Genomic DNA, 19714 nt, shown 5'->3' with positions numbered 1-19714 from the left:
CGGAGGGGCGTATCGAGACCCACCGTCGCCAGCAGGGCGGGTCTGCAGACTCGTGTTCTGACGGTGATGGATCTCGATACGCCGCGCTTCGCGGGCTACTCGATCAGCATGGATGCCTTCAGCACCGCTCCGAGACGTACCCGTCGTCCTCCGGCGTCAGCAGGTCGCGGTCGCGCAGCAGCACGCCGATCCCGTCGCCGCGCGCGCACGCCCGCGCGAAGACCTCGTCCGCGTCGTCGACGTCCGTGTACTCCACCTCGTAGACCCGCTCGCCGTAGACGTCGGTGTAGGCGTCGCACTCCGTGAACACCTCGCACTCCTCCGTGATCGCGAAGTCGAAGCCGAGCCCGCGCATCTCCTCCGCGCGCTCGGCCGCGTTCTTCTGCCCGATCGCGAGCCCGGCCCGGTGCGCCGCCTCGACGAGGTCCCGCGCGAAGGCGGCGGTGTCGGAGTCCGTGAGCAGCCCCTCCGAGCGGGTGGCGGAGTCGAGGTTGTCGGCCTCGACGGCGTCGAAGCCGCTCTCGGCGCAGCCCTCGAGCCACGGCCCGACCACGCCGATCAGCGCCTCCCGCTTCGCCGCCGTCGACACGTCGAGGAGCGTCTCGTCCGGCCAGTCCGGGTCGGTGACCGGCTCCCCGTCCACGTCCCGCAGCAGCAGCTCGGGGCGCGCCGCCCACTCCGCCTCCTCGCCGGGCTGCGTCTGGAAGGCGTTGACGTAGCAGACCGAGTACACGCCCGGCGCGGGCGCGGCCTCGCGATCGCGGACGACGAGCTCGACGCCGTCGGCCGGCGGGTAGCTCCCGCCGAGCTGGTAGTCGAAGCCCGCGCCGGCCGGGGGAGGGGCCGGCTGCCCGACGGTTGCTGCGCATCCGGCGAGGAGGAGGGCCGTCGCGGCCAGGCAGCACAATAAACTGGCCGAATGGCGGAGTTCAGCGCGAGTGTCTTTCAGAACGAGTTCCTCTCGGACGGCGCGACGGATGTGCACGCGATCGTGACGGTGACCGCCTCGGCCACCGGCGCGGCCGGCAGCGACGGAGCGGCCGCCGAGATCATCATCGTCGACTGCTCGGGGTCGATGACCGGTGAGAACATGACCGCGGCCAAGCGCGCCGCCGCCGTGGCGGTCGACCAGATCCTCGACGGCACCTTCTTCGCCGTCGTCGCCGGCTCCGAGCGCGCCGACCGCGCCTTCCCGTACCCCAACGCCTCGGTGTCGATGGTGCGGATGGAGCCGGGCGCCCGCGCCGCCGCGAAGGAGGCCATCGGCTTCCTCCAGGCCGACGGCGGCACCGCGATGGGAACCTGGCTGACCCTCGCGCGTCAGCTCTTCTCCAGCGTCCCCGAGGCGAAGCAGCGGCACGCGATCCTGCTCACCGACGGCAAGAACGAGCACGAGTCGCGGATGCAGCTCGACGCGGCGATCCGCGCGGCCGGCGGCGTCTTCCAGTGCGACGTCCGCGGCGTCGGCTCCCGCTGGGTCGTCGAGGAGGCGCGCACCATCGCCAGCGCGCTGCTCGGCACCGTGGGCCTGATCGCGAACCCGGCCGACATGGCCGCCGACTTCGAGCAGCTGATCCAGGCGTCGATGGGCCGCGGTGTCGCCGACGGCGAGCTGCGCGTGTGGACCCCGCAGGGGTCGCAGCTCCTCTTCGTCCGCCAGGTCGCGCCGAACCTCGAGGACCTCAGCTCGCGCCGCACCTCGGTGAACCCGCTGACCGGCAGCTACCCGACCGGCGCCTGGGGCGACGAGTCGCGCGAGTACCACGTGGCCGTCCGCGTCGCCTCGAAGCCGGTCGGCGCCGAGCAGCTCGCCGCCCGCGTGCAGCTCAGCGTCCGCGACGAGGTCGTCGCCTCCGCGCTGGTGAAGGCCCGCTGGACCGACGACTCCGCGCTCACCGCCCGGATCGACCCGGCCGTCGCGCACTACACCGGCCAGACCGAGCTCGCCTCGGCCATCCAGGACGGCCTCGCCGCGAAGGCGGTCGGCGACGACGCCACCGCGACCGTCAAGCTCGGCCGCGCCGTGCAGCTCGCCGCCGCCACCGGCAACGACGAGGCGACCGCGAAGCTGCGCAAGGTCGTCGAGATCGACAACCCAAACGAGGGGACGGTGCGGCTGAAGCGCGGTGTCGCCCGCCTGGACGAGATGGCGCTCGACACCGCGTCGACGAAGACCACCCGGGTGCGCAAGTGAGCTACCGCTGCCCCGAGGGGCACACCTCCGAGTCCGGCGACTACTGCGACGTCTGCGGTGCGCCGATCGCGCCCGCCGCGCCGTCCGCCCCCGCGCCCCGCGCCGCCGACCCGACCACGGCGATCCCGACCGGTCCCGCCGTCTGCCCGAACTGCTCGTACCCCAACGAGGCGGGCGCGCTGTTCTGCGAGAACTGCGGCTACGACTTCACCACCGGCTCGCTGCCCGAGGCCGACCCGTTCACCGAGTCCGGCGCCGTCCGCGCGCCCGGCGAGGTCGGCGGCTCCGCCACGCCGGCCGGCGACCCTGCCGCTCACCTGGGCGAGGCGCCCGCACCGACCGCGCCCAGTGCCCCGCCCGCGCTCGTTCGGGAGGAGGAGGCGGGGTTCGACGTGCCCGTCGCCACCGCGCCGCCCGCCGCGCCCGCCACCGAGGTGATCAGCGAGGTCACCGGGAGCACGCCGACGGCCGCGCCCGCCGTGCCCGCGGCCCCGGAGGAGGACGACCCCTGGATCGCCGAGATCTGGGTCGACCCCGACTGGTACGCCGAGCAGCGCGCCGAGGACCCGATGCCCTCCGCCGGCCCGCCGACGATCGTCGTGCTCCGCGAGCGCTCGCTGCTCGTCGGCCGGCCGTCCGCCTCGCGCGGCATCTCGCCGCAGATCGACTGCGGCACCGACTCCGGCGTCTCCCGCCGCCACTGCCAGCTCAACACCGACGGCTACCGCTGGTGGGTCGAGGACCTGCAGTCGGCCAACGGCACCTACCTCGCCGCGGCCGGCGCCCCGCTCCCGCAGACCCCGATCCCCACCGGCCAGCGCCGCGAGATCGAGGAGGGCGACCGCGTCTACGTCGGCGCCTGGACCCGCATCGTCCTCCGCAAGGCCCTCCCGGGCGAGGCCTGACCGGCCGCTTGCATGCTGATCGAGTAGCCCGCGGAGCGGGCGTATCGAGATCCACCGTCCCCGAGAGCTGAGCCGTCGGGCCTGGGTTCTGGAGGGGATGGGTCTCGATACGCCGCTGCGCGGCTACTCGACCAGCATGAGGGGAGCGCACGCCGCCGTCCGCGCAGCCGTCCTCGGTGTGTGCAGCCCCTTCATGCTGATCGAGTAGCCCGCGGAGCGGGCGTATCGAGATCCGCCGTCACCGAGAGCTCAGCCGCCGGCCTCGCGTTCCGGAGTGCGCGGGTCTCGATACGCCGCTGCGCGCCTGCTCGACCAGCAGGTGTCACCGGGCGCGCAGCGCGAGCGCCGGGTCCTGGCGGCTCGCCGTCCAGGCGGGGATCGTCGACGCGGCGAGTCCCGTCAGGAGTCCGACGCCGAGTCCCGCCGCCGGCAGCCAGGGTTCGAGGACCGGAGTCCAGCCCTGGAGCCCGGCGATGAGGAGCGTCGAGGCACTCGCGACGGCCACGCCCACCGCTCCGCCGAGCAGGCCGATGAGGAGGCCCTCGGCGAGGAAGAGGCGTCCGACCGCGGTCCTGCTGGCGCCGACGGCCCGGCGTAGTGCGATCTCGTGTGCCCTGGCCTGCACGGAGAGGTGCAGGGTCGTCGCGGCACTGATGGTGGCGAGGACGAGCAGGATGAGGGAGATCAGTGCGATCAGGGCGCCGAGGTCGCTGCCGATGCCCGTCCGGAGATCGCGGAGGTCGGCGACGGTCTCGACGCCGAACCGCCCGGGGTTCGCGGGATCGAGCCGAAGGGGGACCGCCTCCGCGACGGCGGCGGGGTACCCGGGCTCGGTGCGGATCAGGAGCGCCGTCGTCACGTCCGCCGAGCCCTGGAGGACATCGGACGACACGATCACCGAGTCGGTGAGGTCGGCCTGCCGAGGCCCGGCGTCGAGGACGCCGACGACGTCGACCGTGCGGCCGTTCACCCAGAGCCGGCAGCCGGGGCCCGGAGGTGGGAGCTCGAGCGTCGCCGCCGCGTCATGGCCGACGATCGCGATCCCGCGCAGCGCCCGGTCGTCGAGGAGTCCGAAGGTGTCCGGACCCACGGGCGATGCGCCCGTGAGCCGCAGGTACTCCGAGGACGCCGACATCAGCCTCAGCGGCGAACCCCTCTCCGGCTCGGAGGGCGAGAGGCGCTGGATCGAGGCGGAGCCTCCCGACGCCACGGACGCGGAGCCGACTCCGGCGACCCGCGGTAGAGACGACGCCGAAGCGATCCACTCGGAGAGGCGACGGTCGTCGTCGCGCAGGAGTCCCGTGCCGCCGGGGACCGAGACGCGCACCTCGTCGAGGGCGGCCGCGCTCAGTCGGTCCGCGACGCTGCCGGAGGCGCTCTCGCTGACCCCGATCGAGGCGACCAGACCGCCGATCCCCAGCGCGAAGGCGAGCAGCAGGAACAGGGTGCGCGCCAGTCGGGTGGTGACGACGTCGACGGCGTCGCCGAGGTCGTCGGCGAGCGCCGTGATCCAGCGGTGAGGACTCCCGCGCGACGGATCCGCCTCCTCGGCACCCTCCTCCTCGGCACCCTCCTCCGCGGCGGCTCTCTGCGCTCCTGCTCGCGGCGAAGTCGCCGTCGACGGTTCGACGGTGCCGTCGACGATGCGGATCGTGCGATCCGCGGCCGCCGCGATCGTCTCGTCGTGGGTGATCAGCACGACGGTGACTCCGCCGGCGTGGAGGTCGCGAAGGGAGTCGAGCACCGCCGACCCGTTGGCCCGGTCGAGATTGCCGGTCGGCTCGTCGGCGAGGACGATCCGCGGCCGGGTGGCGATGGCGCGCGCGAGGGCGAGACGCTGCTGCTCACCGCCGGAGAGGACCCGTCCGGCGGCGTGTGCCCTCGCCTCCACGCCGAGCCGGGCGAGGGCGTCCAGCGCCCGCGTGCCGCGCTCCGCGAGCGGGACGCGCTGCGTGCGGAGTCCGAGCGCCGCGTTGTGCAGCGCGGAGACGTCCCCGAGGACGAACGACTGCTGGAAGACGAATCCGAAGACCCGGGACCTGAGTCGGTCGCGCTCGCGCTCGTGCAGGGAGGCGACCTCCGTCCCGAAGACGCGGTAGCTGCCCGCCGTCGGAGTGTCGAGCAGGCCGAGGACGTTCAGCAGCGTGCTCTTCCCCGAGCCCGACGGACCGACGATCGCGACGAACTCCCCCTGCCGCACGGTGATGCCGATGTCCCGGATGCCGGTCGCGGGGTCGGCGCCGAAGATCCGGGTGATCCCGGTCAGCTCGAGGGCGGCCGGCGCGGGAGGCGTGCCGACGGTCACTGCAGGATCACCTCGCTCCCGGGTGCGAGGACGTCGCCGGCGATCGCGGTCCAGCCGTTCCCCGAGTAGTCGACGGTGACGGGCACGCGCCGGGGCTCCGGGTGCTCTGCTCCTGCCTCGGCGTCGGCCGGCACGAGGACGAAGGTCCCCTCGGCGTCCTGCCGGAGGGCGACCGTCGGCACCGCGAGGGACTCCTCGTGCTCGGCCTCCGGAAGGACGGTGACGCTCAGTCCCGGCGAGAGGCCGGCGAAGGCGGGATCGGCCGAGGTGACCGTGACGTCCCGGCCCGGTGCCTTGCCGTCCGAGGCCTCGACGAACTCCCCGATCGCCGTGATCGTGCCCGCGAGCTGCCGGGTGTCGGCCTGCACGCTCACCTCCTGCCCGTCGGTCAGCGTCGCAGCGCTCACCGCGTCGGCCCGGAACGAGACGGTGTTCGGAGAGGTGCGGACCGTGACCAGCGGCGCCTCGCTCGTGACCGTCGCGCCGAGCGGGAGAGCGCCGGTGACCGTCGCCTCGGCCGACGCCAGCGCGACGAAGCTCGCGAAGGGGATGAGCGGACCCGGGGGCCGGACGACGCGGGGCTGCTGTATTTCGGGCGCCGGGGAGGAGATGGGCTCCGACGGGTCAGGATCGGTCGGCGACGACTCCATCGTCTCGGGGGAGGGGGCGGTCGGCGCGGGGAAGCCGTTGTCGACGAACAGCTCCGTCACGGCGGCGGTGGTCCGCCAGTCCACCCAGCCCGTCACCTCGACGTCCGCCCCGGTCTCGCGGAGCGCGCGCTGGAGGGAGGAGACGTCGTCGCCCTCGTCCTCGGTGCGCAGATCGCGGTAGAGCGCCAGCGGGCCTGGCACGGCGAAGACGGGGCGGCCCGAGACGGCGCCGACGAGGCTCCCCGGTCGGACCACGTCGCCGACGTCGACGGTCCGTCTGGTGACGACGGCCGGGACTCCCGAGGGGATCGTGCTGAGCGTCTGCTCGCTCCCGGCGACGACGCTGCCCGCGAACGCCGTGCGGGAGTCGACGACTCGTCTCTCCACCGGCGCGGTGACCCGGATCGTCTGCCGCACCTGCTCCCCGGGTCCGTGGTCCGGAGCCTGCACCAGGAGCCCGGTCAGGAAGGAGGCCGTGATCGAGCCGAGCAGGACCAGGGCCGCGACGACCGCCCGCAGGGGGTGCTCGATGCGCCGGAGCCGCGTGCTGCTCGGCACTGCACCCCCGCCGTCACCCATGCGCGGCGATGTACGCGCGTGCGGCCTCGAGGAGCTGCTGCTTGCGCTCCTTCTCCTCGTTCAACGCCGCCTGATTCGCGTCGATCAGCGGCTGCTGATACGCCGCTTCGAGGTCGGCGAGCGTCTGGGTCAGCCGGCTCTCGGTGTTGCACCGGGCCTCGATCGAGGCGAGGCGGATCCCTTCCTCGCTGCTGCCCCGTCCGTCCGTCTCCGGCAGGGCGTTCGCCTGCTTCGAGCGGTAGTGCTCCCCGGACTCGGGGGTGAGCCCGGCGTCCTTCAGGCACTGCTCCCACGGCTCGCGGGCGCGCTGCCAGCGTTCGTCCTTCTGCGCTCTCGTCAGCGCCTCGCTCTCCAGGCGGGAGGCGAGACTGTTCAAGTACTCGTCCTGCCGCGGGTTGACGGTAGCCATCGCCGTCCTCACGGAGTCGTCGTCTTCGTAGCAGGCGTCGCGTGCCCCGGCCCAGTGCATCCCGCCGACCGCGCGTGCCTGCTCCAGCGCGACGTCCAGTGGGGAGTCCGCGGAGCCGAATCCGTAGCGCGCCGCGCGCAGCTCGTGCCACATCCCGAAGGTCCGGTCGTCGAGGTCGGTCGTCGGGTCGGCCGGAGTGCGAGCGACGGAGGAGGTGAAGCCCTTCTTCTTCATGCACTCTCCGACCACGGCTTCCGCCGCCGTATCGAAGACCTGCTCGTCGGCGTGCCGCCCGTAGAAGGCGTACTCGTTCAGCGGCATGACGATCTCCCCGCTGACCGAGTCCAGGTAGGCGTGCGCCGAGTCATCGGGTTCGACTCCACCGGCAGTGCAGCCACTCAGAACTGCTAGAGAGGCGAAGGCGCCCAGGGCGCCCCGGAGGATTCGTCCGCCGGGGCGCCGTCGTCGACCGCTCATCAGTCGTAGCTCTGGATCCGGTCGTTCCAGGTCTCCAGCCAGTTCAGGCCTGACGTGAGACTCGACAGGGCTGACACATCTCCCTGCAGACGGATCGAACGCCCCTCATACCCGCGGTTCTCGTAGAAGGTCTTTCGTTCCGGCGTCTTCAACGAAGACGCCTTCCGATTGACTGAGCCGAGGCCGTCCTTCTGACCCCATGTCGCCTGGTAGACGTAGCCGCGGAAGTCGGCGTCCTCGTAGACCTGGAAGGCCGCCGCGGTTGGCGCGCCTGCGAAGGCGAGTGCCGCGGTGACCGACCCTGAGGCGAGAATCGCCCCGTACTTCTTCTTCATGTTCTATCTCCGTTGATCGAATCGTGACCCTGCAGTCATCGGGCTCGCAGGGCCCGACGGGACGTCACGGTACGTGAGGCTTCGTCGACTCACAAGGTCGTGTCGTCTCCAGCGTGCTCGTTGGCGCTCAGCGCGGCCCGTGGGCCAGGCGCCTCGAGATCGTCTCTCTCGCGCACGGTGGGTGGGCTTGCGTGCTCGGGGCGCATGGGTCTCGATACGCCGCTACGCGGCTACTCGACCACCATGAGAGGCGGCCGTTGCGCGGCTGCTCGACCAAGATGAAAGGCGGCCGCTGCGCGGCCGCTCGACGAGCGGGCTGTCGGCTCAGCGGCCGGCGAGGAGTCCGAGCATCCAGGAGAGGGCGGCGACGGCGCCGACGCCGACGACGCTCGAGCCGATGATGACGGCGCGGCGCAGGCGCACGCGGCTGCCGTCAGGAGCAGAGGCGGCCTCGCCGGCAGAGGACGCGGTCATCCCCGCGCGCAGCCGGTGGGCGACCTGGTCGGCGGTGGGCCGCTTCGCCGGGTCGCGCTCGGTCATCGAGGTGAGCAGCGCGCGCCAGGGCGCGGGCAGCGTCGCCGGGACGACGGGGGAGCGGTTGAGGCGCGCGATCGCCGCCTCGAGGACGGTGCCGGAGTACTCGCGGTGCCCGGTGATCGCCTCCAGCAGCACGAGGCCGAGCGAGAAGACGTCGCTGGCACCGCTGATCGGCTCGCCGGCGACCTGCTCGGGGCTGACGAAGCTGGCGGTGCCGATCACGATGCCGTCGCTGGTGAGGCGCGAGCCGTCCATGAAGTGCGCGACGCCGAAGTCGGTGAGCTTGGCGGTGCGGGTGTAGCCGCTGGAGGCGACCTCGCTGACCAGGATGTTCGCGGGCTTCACGTCGCGGTGGACGACGCCGCGCTCGTGCAGGTAGGCGAGCGCCTCGGCGAGCTGCGTGCCGATCGCGGCGACCTCGTCCGGCGCCATCGGGCCCGGCTCGAGCCGCGCCTCGAGGGTCGGGTCGGCGACCAGCTCCATCACGACGTAGCGGCGCACCTCACCGCCGAAGTTGTGCAGTCCGGCGTCGAAGAGGTTGACGATCCCGGGGTGCGCGAAGGAGCTCAGCATCCGCACCTCGCGCTCCTGGCGGGCGACGTCCTCGGGGTTGGAGGCCTCGGCGCGGAAGACCTTCACGGCCACTTCGCGCTGCACGGTCTCGTCGCGAGCGCGGTACACCGAGCCCATCCCGCCGGAGCCGATGCGCTCGATCAGGTAGTAGCGACCGGCGACCCGCTGCTGGGCGGCATTGGCGGCGATGGTGCTCACGACGACCCCGCCTTCTGCTGGAGCGATGTGCTCCGCGGCGCTCCGGACGAGCGCCTGGGTAGACGGTACCGCGGTGCCGCGACAACGGGGAGCGCAATAGCCGGGATTGACATACGGCCGTGATAGAAGCAGTCGATCCGCCCCCGAGCGTCCGTGCTCAGCGCAGTCCGCTGCGGGAGAAGCCCTGCACGAAGTAGCGCTGGAAGATCAGGAACAGCACGACCATGGGCAGCACGTTCACCAGCGCGAAGGCCATCGTTCCGCCGTAGTCGCTGCCGAACTGCCCCTGCAGGTAGAGCAGCCCGATCGGGAGGGTGAAGAGGACGTTCTCCTTGAGGGCGATCAGCGGCCAGGCGAAGTCGTTCCAGGAGCCGAGGAGCGACATGAAGAACAGCACGGCGATCAGCGGCTTCGAGAGCGGGAGCACGATCCGGGTGAAGACGCGGAAGTGACCGGCCCCGTCGATCCGGGCCGCCTCGATCAGATCGCGCGGGATGGCGAGGATGAACTGGCGCGCCAGGAAGAGCCCGAAGGCCGAGGCCGCGGTCGGCAGGATCACCGCCCAGTAGCTGCCGTAGAGGCCGAGATCGGTCACGAGCCGGAAGAGCGACACCATGATCACCTGCACGGGCAGCGTCAGCGTCGACAGCGCCAGCAGGAAGAGCACGCCGGAACCGCGGAAGCGCAGCTGCGCGAAGGCGTAGCCGCCGAGCAGGTTGATCGCCACGGTGATCAGTGCGGTGGTGAGGCTGATCGCGAGCGAGTTGCCGAACCAGGTCGCGACCGGGAACGAGTCGAAGACGCGCTCGAAGTTGGCCAGCGTGAACTCGCGCGGCCACAGCCGCAGCGTGCCGCCGAGCAGTTCGGCGCGCGAGGAGAACGCGACGACGAGCATCCAGTAGAGGGGGAAGAGGATGACGAGCGAGACGAGGATCGCCAGGACGAGCCGGAGCGCGGTCGTCGAGTGGGAGACGCGGTTCATTCGACGAGGTCCCTCGAGCGGTTCGTCCGCCACTGCACGGCGGTGAAGATCATCGTCAGGATCAGCAGGACGATGCCGATCGCCGCCGCGTAGCCCTGATCGCGGGTGACGAAGCCGGTGTCGTAGGCGTAGGTCACCAGCACCGAGGTCGCGTTCTGCGGCCCGCCGCCGGTGAGGACGAAGACGATGTCGAAGACCTGGAACGAGTAGATGACGTTGAGGATCAGCAGGAAGAACGTCGATGGGCCGACCAGCGGCACCGTCACGTGCCGGAACTGCTGCCAGCCGTTCGCGCCGTCGAGCCGCGCCGCCTCGTAGAGCGCAGGGTTCACGCCCTGCAGCCCCGCAAGGTAGATCAGCATGTTGAAGCCGGTCCGCCACCAGAGCGTCACCAGGATCACGGAGGCGAAGGCCGCTGCGCCGCCGGACTGCCAGGCGATGCGCGGCAGTCCGATCGTCTGCAGCAGGCCGTCGAGCACTCCGCTGTTCTCGTCGAAGATCAGCACGCCCATCAGCGCCGTCGCGACGCCTGAGACCGCCATCGGCAGGATCAGGATCGAGCGGAAGACGGGCCGGGCCGGCAGCACCGAGTTCAGCAGCACCGCGGCGCCCAGCCCGAGCGCCATCGACAGCGGCGTGACGATCAGCGTGAACAGCGCGGTGTTGAGGGTCGAGCGCCAGAACAGCGGGTCGCTGAGCAGCCGGCCGTAGTTGTCCAGGCCGATGAAGACGCCGTCGCCGAAGCCGTTGGTGCGCTGGAAGCTGAGCAGGAACGCGCCGACCAGCGGGACGAAGACGAACAGCGCCAGCATCAGCAGGTTCGGCGCGAGGAACCCGTAGGCGGCGAGGGTCTCGCGGGCAGCGGGCGCCCGGGAGGCGCGGCGCGGTCGCGCCGTCACCTCCTCGGGCGCGGGGAGGGTGCGGGTCACCGGATCCTGCCGCTCACTGCACGGCGGTGGCGATGCCGGAGGTGAGCTTCGCGATCGTGTCCTCGGTGCTCTGGCCGCCGACGAACGCCTGCTCGAGCTGGTCCTTCAGCACCGCGATGATCGCCGCCATGTCCGGCGAGGCGACCTGCGCCGCGTCCTCCGCCTGAACGGTGCCCGCCTGGCCGAGGAAGACCTCGGCGAGCTCCGGGCGCACCTCGAACTCGATGCCCGACTCGGTCAGGTCGCGGCGGGTGGGCAGCAGCGAGGCGCCGGCGCAGAAGTCGCGCATCGACTCCTCCTCGGTCACGAAGGCGAGGAACGCCGCCGCGAGCTCGGGGTTCGCGGTCGCCTTGGTCGCGACGAGGGCGTTGCCGCCGAAGTCGCCGCCGCCGCGCACGTTCCGCGGCGAGTAGGTCGCGCCCCACTCGAAGTCGAGCGTCGACTCCGCGTCCGGGATGAGGAACGCCCCGCCGAAGGTCATCGCGGTCGTCTGCGAGTACCAGAGGTCGCTCGCGTAGGTCGTCGCCTGGATCGAGCTGCTCGGCGGCACCAGGCCGTCGGTGAAGAAGCTGCGGCTGAAGTCGATCGCCGCGCGACCCGCATCCGAGTCGATGGCGGGAGCGGAGAGGTCCTCGGTGAGGAAGCGGCCGTCGGCCTGGAAGAGCAGGCTCAGCCAGCGGGTGACGCCGTTGCCCTGCCAGTTGTAGGCGAAGGGGTAGCGCTCGGCGGGGAGCGAGGCGCGCAGCATCCGGCCGACCTCGGTGAACTCCTCCCAGGTCCAGGCCTCCTCCGGCGAGGCCGGGAAGTCGGTGATGCCCGCGGTGGCGAGCGCCTCCGTGTTGTAGAGGATCAGCGAGGTGTCCGTGTGGTGCGGCACGCCGAACGGGCTGCCATTGCTCTGCACCGCGGCCCAGGCCGGATCGGTGAAGCGCTCGGCGACGTCCGCCTCCAGGTGCGGGGTGAGGTCGAGCAGCTGGTCGCGGCCGGCGTAGCTGCCGAAGGTGTAGTACGGCACGCGGAAGACGTCCGGCGGATTGCCCGCCTGCAGCTGCGCGTCGATGTTGGTGAACATCTGCTCGTACGGCACCGAGTTCAGCGCCACGGTCGAGCCGGGGTTCGCCTCCTGGAAGCGGTCGATCGCGCGCTGGAAGCCGGCCAGCTCGGCGTCCGTGCCCCAGGTCGTGAAGGTCAGCGTGCCGCTGTCGGCGCTCGCCGCGGGGCGCGCTGGTGCGAAGCCGCAGCCGGCCAGCACGGGGACCGAGGCGGCGACGCCCAGGGCGCTGAGGAAGCGACGCCGATCCAGCGTCACCCGATCGAAGGCGCCCCTGCCCAGCGACGTCGTGTCCAGAGCCATCATGGCCTCCCCTCGGGGGCCACCGGCGGGCCCTCCGAGGGGAGGCTAGCTGCGGGCATCGGCGTGCGCCGCTACTGGACGGATCCGCGCTCCTGTGAGAGAAGCGGTGCTCAGCTCCGGCGGCCGAGCATCCCCTCGAACGAGCCGTCGAGCGCCCACGGGTCCGCGGGGGCGCGGGAGGTGCGCGCCGCCTCGGTCGCGAGCTCGCGGCCCGCCCGCTCGATCCGTGAGGGCAGCGCACGGCCGTCCTCGGTCGCTCCGCCCCAGTCCTCGGTCGCGGCGAAGACCGTCGTCGACAGGGGAGCGGCGTGCAGGTAGGTGAAGAGCGGGCGCATCGCATAGTCGACGGCGAGCGAGTGGCGGGGAGAGCCGCCGGTCGCCGCGAGCAGCACGGGCAGCCCGCGCAGCGCCTCGGTGTCGAGCACGTCGACGAACGACTTGAAGAGCCCGCTGTAGCTGGTGGTGAAGATCGGCGTCACGGCGATCAAGCCGTCCGCGCCGGCCACCGCGTCGAGCGCGGTCTGCAGCGCCGGGCTGGCGAAGCCGGTGAGCAGGTTGTTCGTCACGTCGTGCGCGAGGTCGCGCAGCTCGACGACGCTGCGCTCGACGGCGAAGCCCTGCTCGGTGAGCGAGGCCTCGGCCGCGTCGGCCAGGCGGTCGGCGAGCAGGCGGGTGGAGGACGGCGTGCTGAGGCCGGCCGAGAGGACGGTGATCCTGCGGGTGTCCATGGGCGGGGCCTCCTAGGCGCTGACGGGGACGGGGCTGACGGGGGCGGGCTGCTCGGCGCGGGCGGCGACGAGCGAGGAGTGGGTGGGCGCGTCCGGCACGTGCGCCGGGCGGCCCTCGGCGAATCCGGCGCGCAGGGCGGGCAGGATCTCGCCGAGCATGTCCATCTGCTCGAGGACGGTCTTCAGCGGCAGGCCGGCGTGGTCCATCAGGAACAGCTGGCGCTGGTAGTCGCCGACGTACTCGCGGAAGCCGAGGGTGCGGTCGATGATCTCCTGCGGCGAGCCGACGGTGAGCGGGGTCTGCTCGGTGAAGTCCTCGAGAGAGGGGCCGTGGCCGTAGACCGGGGCGTTGTCGAAGTAGGGGCGGAACTGCGAGACCGCGTCCTGCGAGTTCTTCGCGAGGAAGATCTGGCCGCCGAGTCCGACGATCGCCTGGTCGGCGCTGCCGTGGCCGTAGTGCTCGAAGCGCGAGCGGTAGAGCTGCACCATCTTCGCGGTGTGCGAGGCGGGCCAGAAGATGTGGTTCGCGAAGAAGCCGTCGCCGTAGTACGCGGCCTGCTCGGCGATCTGCGGCGAGCGGATCGAGCCGTGCCAGACGAACGGGGCGACGCCATCGAGCGGGCGCGGCGTCGACTGGAAGCCCTGGAGGGGCGTGCGGAACTGGCCCTCCCAGTCGACGAAGTCCTCGGTCCACAGGCGGTGCAGCAGGTCGTAGTTCTCGATGGTGAGCTCGATGCCGCGGCGGATGTCCTTGCCGAACCACGGGTAGACCGGGCCGGTGTTGCCGCGGCCGAGCATCAGGTCGACCCGGCCGCCGGCGAGGTGCTGGAGCATCGCGTAGTCCTCGGCGAGCTTCACCGGGTCGTTCGTGGTGATCAGGGCCATCGCGGTGCTGAGCTGGAGCCGCTCGGTCTTCGCGGCGATGTAGGCGAGGGTCGTCGTGGGGGAGGAGGACCAGAAGGGCGGGTTGTGGTGCTCGCCGAGCGCGAAGACGTCGAGGCCGATCTCCTCCGCCTTCTGGGCGATCGCGAGGGTGGCCGCGATCTTCTCGGACTCGGTCGGGGTGCGGCCGGTCGTGGGGTCGGTCGTGATGTCGCTGACCGTGAAGATGCCGAACTGCATCGGGCGCTCCTTACTCTCCGTGGCCCCGTCCTGGCGAGACCTGATCCATGCATTTGCATGTACATCCTCATCCAACCACGTGCGGCCGGGGATATTCCCGCGGATTCAGCCATAGGGGAGCGGGAGGCTTTTTGAACGGTAGAGGTGCCAGCCAGAGCTAGTCTGTAACTCACAGAGTTCAGGAGTCTTCGCATGGTCGCACGACGGTCGCCTCGCCGCTCCCTTCAGCTGGCCGAGATCGGCGCCAACATCCGGCGCTGGCGAGCCGTGAACGGGATGACCGCGTCCTCGCTCGCCGAGCGGGCGGGCGTCACCCGCGAGACGCTGCGCCGCTTGGAGGCGGGGGACGGCTCGGCCCGCCTCGACTCCGTCGTCGCGGTCCTCGGGGCGCTCGGCATCGCGGACTCCCTCGTCCAGGCGACCGATCCCTACCGCAGCGAGACGGCCCGGGCCCGCATCGACGCGATCCTCGGCGCCGGCGGCTCGCTGTGACCGCCGGGCCGGTCGAGGTCCACCTCGACGACGAGTCGCGGGGACTCGTGCGGGTCGGCACCCTCCACCCGTCGTTCGCGGGGCGCGTCCTCGCCTCGTCGTCCTTCCAGTACGACGCCGACTACCTGTCCTCACCCGACGCCTTCGCGATCTCGCCCGATCTGCCCCTCGTCAGCGGCAGGATCTGGACGCCCGAGTCGCACGCGCTCCCCGGCGCGTTCGAGGACGCGTCCCCGGACGAGTGGGGCCGGCGCCTGATCGAGGCGAACCACGCCACTCGCCGAAAACGGGATCCGAGTGCCCCCGCGCTGCAGGGCTCGTGGGACCACCTGCTGGGCGTCTCCGACGCCGGCCGGATGGGCGCGCTCCGCTTCCGGCTGCCCGGCGCGGAGGAGTGGTCCTCCTCGGACACCGGGGTGGCGAACGTCCACGAGATCGAGCGGATCCTCCGCGTGGCGGCGCGCTACGAGGCGGACGACGCCTCCGAGGAGGACGTCGCCTACCTCTCCGGGATCGCGACGTCGCCGGGCGGGGCTCGACCGAAGGCGAACGTCCTCCGCGCCGACGGCCGCCTCGCTCTCGCGAAGCTCCCGCACTCGAAGGACGAGGGGCTCGACGTCGAGCGCTGGGAGGCGGTCGTGCTCGTCCTGGCCGAGCGGATCGGTCTCCGGACTCCTACGTGGACGCTGCTGCGCGCCTCGGCGGAGAAGAGCGTGCTGCTGCTCGACCGGTTCGACCGCACCGCCGCGGGCGGTCGTCGCGCCTACCTGTCCGCTGCTTCGGCACTGGGGATCGGTGCGAACGACCTCGGCCGCTACTCCTACGAGCAGTTCTCGGACGTGCTGGCGGACCTCAGCGCCGATCCGCGCGCGGATCTGCGGGAGCTGTTCACCCGGATCGCCCTGACGGTCCTCGTGAACAACGTCGACGACCACTGGCGCAACCACGGCTTCCTCCGGCAGGACGGAGGCTGGCGTCTCGCCCCGCTGTTCGACGTGAACGCGAGCACGAGCACCGGAGTCGTGCACTCGCGGCCGATCAGCGACCGCGACGACCCCCGCCACCGCGACCTCGGTGAGCTCCTGGCCACGGCCGACGCCTACCGGCTCACCCGCCCCGACGCCGCGCGGATCGTGCGGGAGACCGCCGCGCAGGTTCAGGCCTGGGAGGGGGTCGCCCTCGAGCTCGGCCTCCCCGACGGGGAGCGGCGGAGGATGGCCCGCGCCTTCGACGCCGACCGGATCTCGCAGGCCCTCACCCTCGAGTGACCGGGGGCCTCCTCGCCCTCCGGCCGCCCGAAACATCCCCGCAATCTGCCCCGCACTAGAGTCGTGCCATGGGTGACCTCTTCGACGGATACGGGTCCCAGAAGGTCGAGCGGCCCCGCACGGGCGCCTCACCCTGGGACGAGATGTTCGCCGATGTCGCGGCGACGAGCGGCCCCGCCGGCGTCCGCGACTCGTACCGCGACATCTACTCCTCGCTCGCGCGGATGACGCAGGAGGAGCTGCGCGGTCGCACCGATGCGCTCGCCTCCTCCTACCTCGCGCAGGGCGTGACGTTCGACTTCGCGGGCGAGGAGCGGCCCTTCCCGCTCGACGCCGTCCCGCGCGTGATCGAGAGCGCCGAGTGGAACGAGGTGCAGAGCGGCATCAAGCAGCGCGTCCGCGCGCTCGAGGCCTTCCTCGCCGACGTCTACGGCCCGCAGAACGCGGTGAAGGACGGCGTGATCCCCGCCGCACTGCTCTCCAGCTCCAGCCACTTCCACCGCCAGGCCGCCGGGATCGAGCCGGCCAACGGCGTGCGGATCCAGGTGTCCGGCATCGACCTGATCCGCGACGAGGTCGGTGACTGGCGGGTCCTCGAGGACAACGTCCGCGTGCCCTCCGGCGTCTCCTACGTCATCTCGAACCGCCGGGTGATGGCCCAGACGCTGCCCGAGCTGTTCGTCTCGATGCGCGTGCGGCCGGTCGGCGACTACCCCAACCGGCTCCTCCAGGCCCTGCGCGCCTCCGCCCCCGAGGGCGTCGACGACCCCACCGTCGTCGTGCTCACCCCCGGCGTCTACAACTCGGCCTACTTCGAGCACACCCTGCTCGCGCGCCTGATGGGCGTCGAGCTGGTCGAGGGCCGCGACCTCTTCTGCACCGGCGGCAAGGTGTTCATGCGCACCACCTCCGGGCCCACCCGCGTGGACGTGATCTACCGCCGCGTCGACGACGAGTTCCTCGATCCGCTGCAGTTCCGCGCCGACTCGATGCTCGGCTCGCCCGGTCTGATGCTCGCGGCCCGCCTGGGCAACGTCACGATCGCGAACGCGGTCGGCAACGGCGTCGCCGACGACAAGCTCGTCTACACCTACCTGCCCGACCTGATCCGCTACTACCTCTCGGAGGAGCCGGTGATCAAGAACGTCGACACCTGGCGCCTGGAGGATCCGGGTGCGCTCGAGGAGGTGCTCGACCGCCTCGACGAGCTCGTCGTGAAGCCGGTCGACGGCTCCGGCGGCAAGGGCCTCGTGGTCGGGCCGGCCGCCTCGGCGAAGGAGCTGGCCGAGCTGCGCTCGCGGCTCCAGGCCGACCCGCGCGGCTGGATCGCCCAGCCGGTGGTGCAGCTCTCGACCATCCCGACCCTGGTCGACGACGGGATGCGGGCGCGGCACGCGGATCTCCGCCCCTTCGCGGTCAACGACGGCAAGGACATCTGGGTCCTGCCCGGCGGTCTCACCCGCGTGGCGCTGCCCGAGGGCCAGCTGGTCGTCAACTCGTCGCAGGGCGGCGGCTCGAAGGACACCTGGGTCGTCGGCCTGGAGGGCGCGCCGCTCACCGAGCCGGACGCCCACGACATCTCCGGACTCGTCGAGGACCAGGCCGCGGTGACCAGCTCGATCCCGATCGTCTACCCGCTGAACCACACGCCCGACCAGTCGCCGCAGGACGCGGCCAACCACGACCAGGACCAGCAGCAGCAGCAGCAGACGCTCGCCGCGGGGGAGGACGCCTGATGCTCTCCCGGATCGCCGAGTCGCTGTTCTGGATCGGCCGCTACATCGAGCGGTCCGACGGCACCGCCCGCATCCTCGACGTCCACCTGCAGCTCCTGCTCGAGGACCCGTGGATCGACGAGGACACCGCCTGCCGCTCCCTGCTGTCGGTGATGGGCTCCACCGCCCCCGACGACATGGCGGAGGTCACCCGCGCCGATGTGCTGACCATCCTCGCGATCGACCGCACGAACCCCGCCTCCATCGCCTACTCGCTCGGCGCCGCCCGCGAGAACGCCCGGCGCGCGCGGGAGATCGTCTCGACCGAGCTGTGGGAGTGCCTCAACACCACGCGCACCCGGATGCCCCGCCGGGTCACGGGGGAGCGGGTGTCGGAGTTCTTCGGCTGGGTGCGCGAGCGCTCGGCGCTCGCCGTCGGCATCATCGAGTCGGCCACCTCGCGCGACGAGGCCTGGCAGTTCTTCACGCTCGGCCGCTCGATCGAGCGCGCCGACATGACGGCCCGGCTGCTGGCGACCCGGTCGCTGACCGAGGCGAGCGGCCCGTCCTGGACGACGATCCTGCGCTCCTGCGGGGCGTACGAGGCGTACCTCCGCACCTACCGCGGCGTGCCGAGCGCGCGCAACGCGGCGGAGTTCCTCCTGCTCGACCGCCTCTTCCCGCGCTCGATCCTCTTCTCGGTCTCGCGCGCCGAGATGTGCATGCGCGACATCGAGCCGCGCACCGGCCGCGTCGGCCACACCGGCGACGCCCAGCGGGTGCTCGGCCAGATCCGCAGCGAGCTGGAGTACCGGCCGATCGCCGAGATCCTCGAGGACCTCCCGCGGCACATGGACAGCGTGCAGGAGGCGACCTCGTCGGCCTCCGAGGCGATCCGCCAGCGCTACTTCCCCACCAACGTCATGCCGAGCTGGATCGGGGAGGCGCTGTGAGCAGGCTGCGCATCACGCACACGACAGGGTTCACCTACCGGGGCGACGTCGTCGCGTCCTACAACGAGGCGAGGATGCTCCCGGCGTCCTCGGACGGGCAGCTGGTGCTCTCGTCCAACCTGGTCATCCGCCCGGTCACCTCGGCGCACACCTACACCGACTACTGGGGCACCCGGGTCTCGTCCTTCGACGTGCTCGACCCGCACCAGGAGCTCTCGCTCACCGCGACCTCGCTCGTCGAGATCCGCCCGAAGGCGCACCCCGACCACCCGGTCGGCTGGGAGCAGCTCGCGGACCAGGTCGAGACGCTCACCGAGTACGTGGAGCAGCTCAAGCAGACCAACCGCACCGCTCCGCCCGAGGACCTCGTCGAGCTGGCCCGCCGGCTGGCCGACGCGGCGGAGGGCCCGTGCGACGCGGCCCTGTCGATCGCCGAGACGATCGGCCGCGAGATGACCTACCGCCAGGGCGTCACCGGCGTGCACTCGACGGCGACCGAGTCGTGGACCGCCCGCGAGGGCGTCTGCCAGGACATCACCCACATCGTCCTGGGCGCGCTGCGCTCGACCGGCATCCCGGCGCGCTACGTCTCCGGCTACCTGCACCCCAAGCCGAACGCGGCGATCGGCGAGACCGTCGTCGGCGAGTCGCACGCCTGGGTCGAGTGGTTCTGCGGCGGCGCCTGGCGCGGCTACGACCCGACCAACCTGATCGACATCGGCGACCGGCACGTGATCGTCGGCCGCGGCCGCGACTACAACGACATCGCCCCGCTCCGCGGCGTCTACGCCGGGCCGCACTCCTCGAAGCTGTTCGTCCGGGTGGAGATCACGCGCGAGGCGTGAGGGCGGCGATGTTCTGCGTCGTGATCGCCTGCGGCGCGACTCGGCTCAGCTCGCCCTCCGACGAGTGCCGCGTGCACGGATGACGTGATTCGCGCCAGAACGGCCTGCATGAACTGACGTTCGCGCGATGTGATGGCAAACGTCACAGACGGGTGGTATCGTTG

General features: G+C 71.8%; 18 protein-coding genes. 7 read left to right on the top strand and 11 right to left on the bottom strand.

The annotated features are described in order from the left end of the window. Positions 1-118 precede the first annotated feature (118 nt). Positions 119-907: an endo alpha-1,4 polygalactosaminidase gene (locus HQQ86_RS05560; RefSeq protein WP_173287088.1), complete on the bottom strand. Its 789-nt coding sequence runs from the start codon at positions 905-907 to the stop codon at positions 119-121. Positions 908-919: 12 nt separating this feature from the next. Between HQQ86_RS05560 and HQQ86_RS05555 the strand changes: the two genes are divergently transcribed. Both HQQ86_RS05555 and HQQ86_RS21955 read left to right on the top strand, forming a co-directional pair. Further along, on the top strand, positions 920-2194 hold the full coding sequence (locus HQQ86_RS05555; RefSeq protein ID WP_173287086.1) for a VWA domain-containing protein: 1275 nt from the start codon (positions 920-922) through the stop codon (positions 2192-2194). Further along, positions 2191-3099: an FHA domain-containing protein gene (locus tag HQQ86_RS21955; RefSeq protein WP_173287084.1), complete on the top strand. Its 909-nt coding sequence runs from the start codon at positions 2191-2193 to the stop codon at positions 3097-3099. Before HQQ86_RS05555 ends, HQQ86_RS21955 begins: the two co-directional genes overlap by 4 nt. A gap of 322 nt (positions 3100-3421) precedes the next feature. On the opposite strand, the gene HQQ86_RS05545 is transcribed toward HQQ86_RS21955, so the two are convergent. The 10 genes from HQQ86_RS05545 to HQQ86_RS05500 form a co-directional block, all read right to left on the bottom strand. Then, the gene (locus HQQ86_RS05545) at positions 3422-5404 is read right to left on the bottom strand and encodes an ATP-binding cassette domain-containing protein (protein ID WP_173287082.1); all 1983 of its coding nucleotides are present in this window, start codon (positions 5402-5404) and stop codon (positions 3422-3424) included. Beyond that, positions 5401-6612 carry a hypothetical protein gene (locus HQQ86_RS05540; RefSeq protein WP_173287080.1) on the bottom strand — a complete coding sequence of 404 codons (1212 nt, stop codon included), beginning with the start codon at positions 6610-6612 and terminating at the stop codon, positions 5401-5403. The genes HQQ86_RS05545 and HQQ86_RS05540 overlap by 4 nt, the downstream gene beginning before the upstream one ends. Before the next feature lie 13 nt (positions 6613-6625). Beyond that, complete coding sequence (locus HQQ86_RS05535) at positions 6626-7363, bottom strand: hypothetical protein (RefSeq protein ID WP_173287078.1); 738 nt, start codon at positions 7361-7363, stop codon at positions 6626-6628. Positions 7364-7518: 155 nt separating this feature from the next. Next, positions 7519-7854 (bottom strand): hypothetical protein, encoded by a 336-nt coding sequence (locus HQQ86_RS05530; RefSeq protein WP_173287076.1) that lies wholly within the window; start codon positions 7852-7854, stop codon positions 7519-7521. A gap of 324 nt (positions 7855-8178) precedes the next feature. Further along, complete coding sequence (locus HQQ86_RS05525) at positions 8179-9162, bottom strand: serine/threonine-protein kinase (RefSeq protein WP_173287074.1); 984 nt, start codon at positions 9160-9162, stop codon at positions 8179-8181. 157 nt (positions 9163-9319) lie between these two features. Then, positions 9320-10144: a carbohydrate ABC transporter permease gene (locus tag HQQ86_RS05520; RefSeq protein ID WP_173287072.1), complete on the bottom strand. Its 825-nt coding sequence runs from the start codon at positions 10142-10144 to the stop codon at positions 9320-9322. After that, on the bottom strand, positions 10141-11073 hold the full coding sequence (locus HQQ86_RS05515; protein WP_367948552.1) for a carbohydrate ABC transporter permease: 933 nt from the start codon (positions 11071-11073) through the stop codon (positions 10141-10143). Before HQQ86_RS05515 ends, HQQ86_RS05520 begins: the two co-directional genes overlap by 4 nt. 13 nt (positions 11074-11086) lie before the next feature. Further along, on the bottom strand, positions 11087-12430 hold the full coding sequence (locus tag HQQ86_RS05510; protein ID WP_254071785.1) for a sugar ABC transporter substrate-binding protein: 1344 nt from the start codon (positions 12428-12430) through the stop codon (positions 11087-11089). Between the two features lie 107 nt (positions 12431-12537). Continuing rightward, the gene (locus tag HQQ86_RS05505; RefSeq protein WP_173287070.1) at positions 12538-13155 is read right to left on the bottom strand and encodes an FMN reductase; all 618 of its coding nucleotides are present in this window, start codon (positions 13153-13155) and stop codon (positions 12538-12540) included. A gap of 12 nt (positions 13156-13167) precedes the next feature. Continuing rightward, the gene (locus HQQ86_RS05500) at positions 13168-14277 is read right to left on the bottom strand and encodes an LLM class flavin-dependent oxidoreductase (protein WP_173287068.1); all 1110 of its coding nucleotides are present in this window, start codon (positions 14275-14277) and stop codon (positions 13168-13170) included. A gap of 192 nt (positions 14278-14469) precedes the next feature. Between HQQ86_RS05500 and HQQ86_RS05495 the strand changes: the two genes are divergently transcribed. From HQQ86_RS05495 to HQQ86_RS05475, 5 genes are all read left to right on the top strand, one after another. Then, a complete protein-coding gene (locus HQQ86_RS05495; RefSeq protein ID WP_123444948.1) occupies positions 14470-14769 on the top strand; it encodes a helix-turn-helix domain-containing protein in 300 nt (99 codons plus the stop codon). Beyond that, a complete protein-coding gene (locus tag HQQ86_RS05490; protein WP_173287066.1) occupies positions 14766-16037 on the top strand; it encodes a type II toxin-antitoxin system HipA family toxin in 1272 nt (423 codons plus the stop codon). The genes HQQ86_RS05495 and HQQ86_RS05490 overlap by 4 nt, the downstream gene beginning before the upstream one ends. Before the next feature lie 68 nt (positions 16038-16105). Beyond that, on the top strand, positions 16106-17773 hold the full coding sequence (locus HQQ86_RS05485) for a circularly permuted type 2 ATP-grasp protein (protein ID WP_173287065.1): 1668 nt from the start codon (positions 16106-16108) through the stop codon (positions 17771-17773). Further along, complete coding sequence (locus tag HQQ86_RS05480) at positions 17773-18705, top strand: alpha-E domain-containing protein (RefSeq protein ID WP_173232240.1); 933 nt, start codon at positions 17773-17775, stop codon at positions 18703-18705. Before HQQ86_RS05485 ends, HQQ86_RS05480 begins: the two co-directional genes overlap by 1 nt. Beyond that, positions 18702-19550: a transglutaminase family protein gene (locus HQQ86_RS05475; RefSeq protein WP_123734958.1), complete on the top strand. Its 849-nt coding sequence runs from the start codon at positions 18702-18704 to the stop codon at positions 19548-19550. Before HQQ86_RS05480 ends, HQQ86_RS05475 begins: the two co-directional genes overlap by 4 nt. The last annotated feature ends 164 nt before the right edge of the window (positions 19551-19714 follow it).

Origin of the sequence: Rathayibacter sp. VKM Ac-2857, from assembly GCF_013205025.1 — a bacterium.
In the GTDB taxonomy this organism is placed as follows: domain Bacteria; phylum Actinomycetota; class Actinomycetes; order Actinomycetales; family Microbacteriaceae; genus Rathayibacter.
Note: the sequence above shows the minus strand (reverse complement) of the source record. Positions and strands in the feature narration are given on the sequence as shown.

What these genes read in the sequence shown, in the direction of transcription:
- HQQ86_RS05535 (WP_173287078.1), bottom strand. Translation starts at nt 7,363, where the DNA reads ATGCCGCTGAACGAGTACGCCTTCTACGGGCGGCACGCCGACGAGCAG.
- HQQ86_RS05510 (WP_254071785.1), bottom strand. Translation starts at nt 12,430, where the DNA reads ATGATGGCTCTGGACACGACGTCGCTGGGCAGGGGCGCCTTCGATCGG.
- HQQ86_RS05520 (WP_173287072.1), bottom strand. Translation starts at nt 10,144, where the DNA reads ATGAACCGCGTCTCCCACTCGACGACCGCGCTCCGGCTCGTCCTGGCG.
- HQQ86_RS05505 (WP_173287070.1), bottom strand. Translation starts at nt 13,155, where the DNA reads ATGGACACCCGCAGGATCACCGTCCTCTCGGCCGGCCTCAGCACGCCG.
- HQQ86_RS05555 (WP_173287086.1), top strand. Translation starts at nt 920, where the DNA reads ATGGCGGAGTTCAGCGCGAGTGTCTTTCAGAACGAGTTCCTCTCGGAC.
- HQQ86_RS05495 (WP_123444948.1), top strand. Translation starts at nt 14,470, where the DNA reads ATGGTCGCACGACGGTCGCCTCGCCGCTCCCTTCAGCTGGCCGAGATC.
- HQQ86_RS05500 (WP_173287068.1), bottom strand. Translation starts at nt 14,277, where the DNA reads ATGCAGTTCGGCATCTTCACGGTCAGCGACATCACGACCGACCCCACG.
- HQQ86_RS05480 (WP_173232240.1), top strand. Translation starts at nt 17,773, where the DNA reads ATGCTCTCCCGGATCGCCGAGTCGCTGTTCTGGATCGGCCGCTACATC.
- HQQ86_RS05530 (WP_173287076.1), bottom strand. Translation starts at nt 7,854, where the DNA reads ATGAAGAAGAAGTACGGGGCGATTCTCGCCTCAGGGTCGGTCACCGCG.
- HQQ86_RS05485 (WP_173287065.1), top strand. Translation starts at nt 16,106, where the DNA reads ATGGGTGACCTCTTCGACGGATACGGGTCCCAGAAGGTCGAGCGGCCC.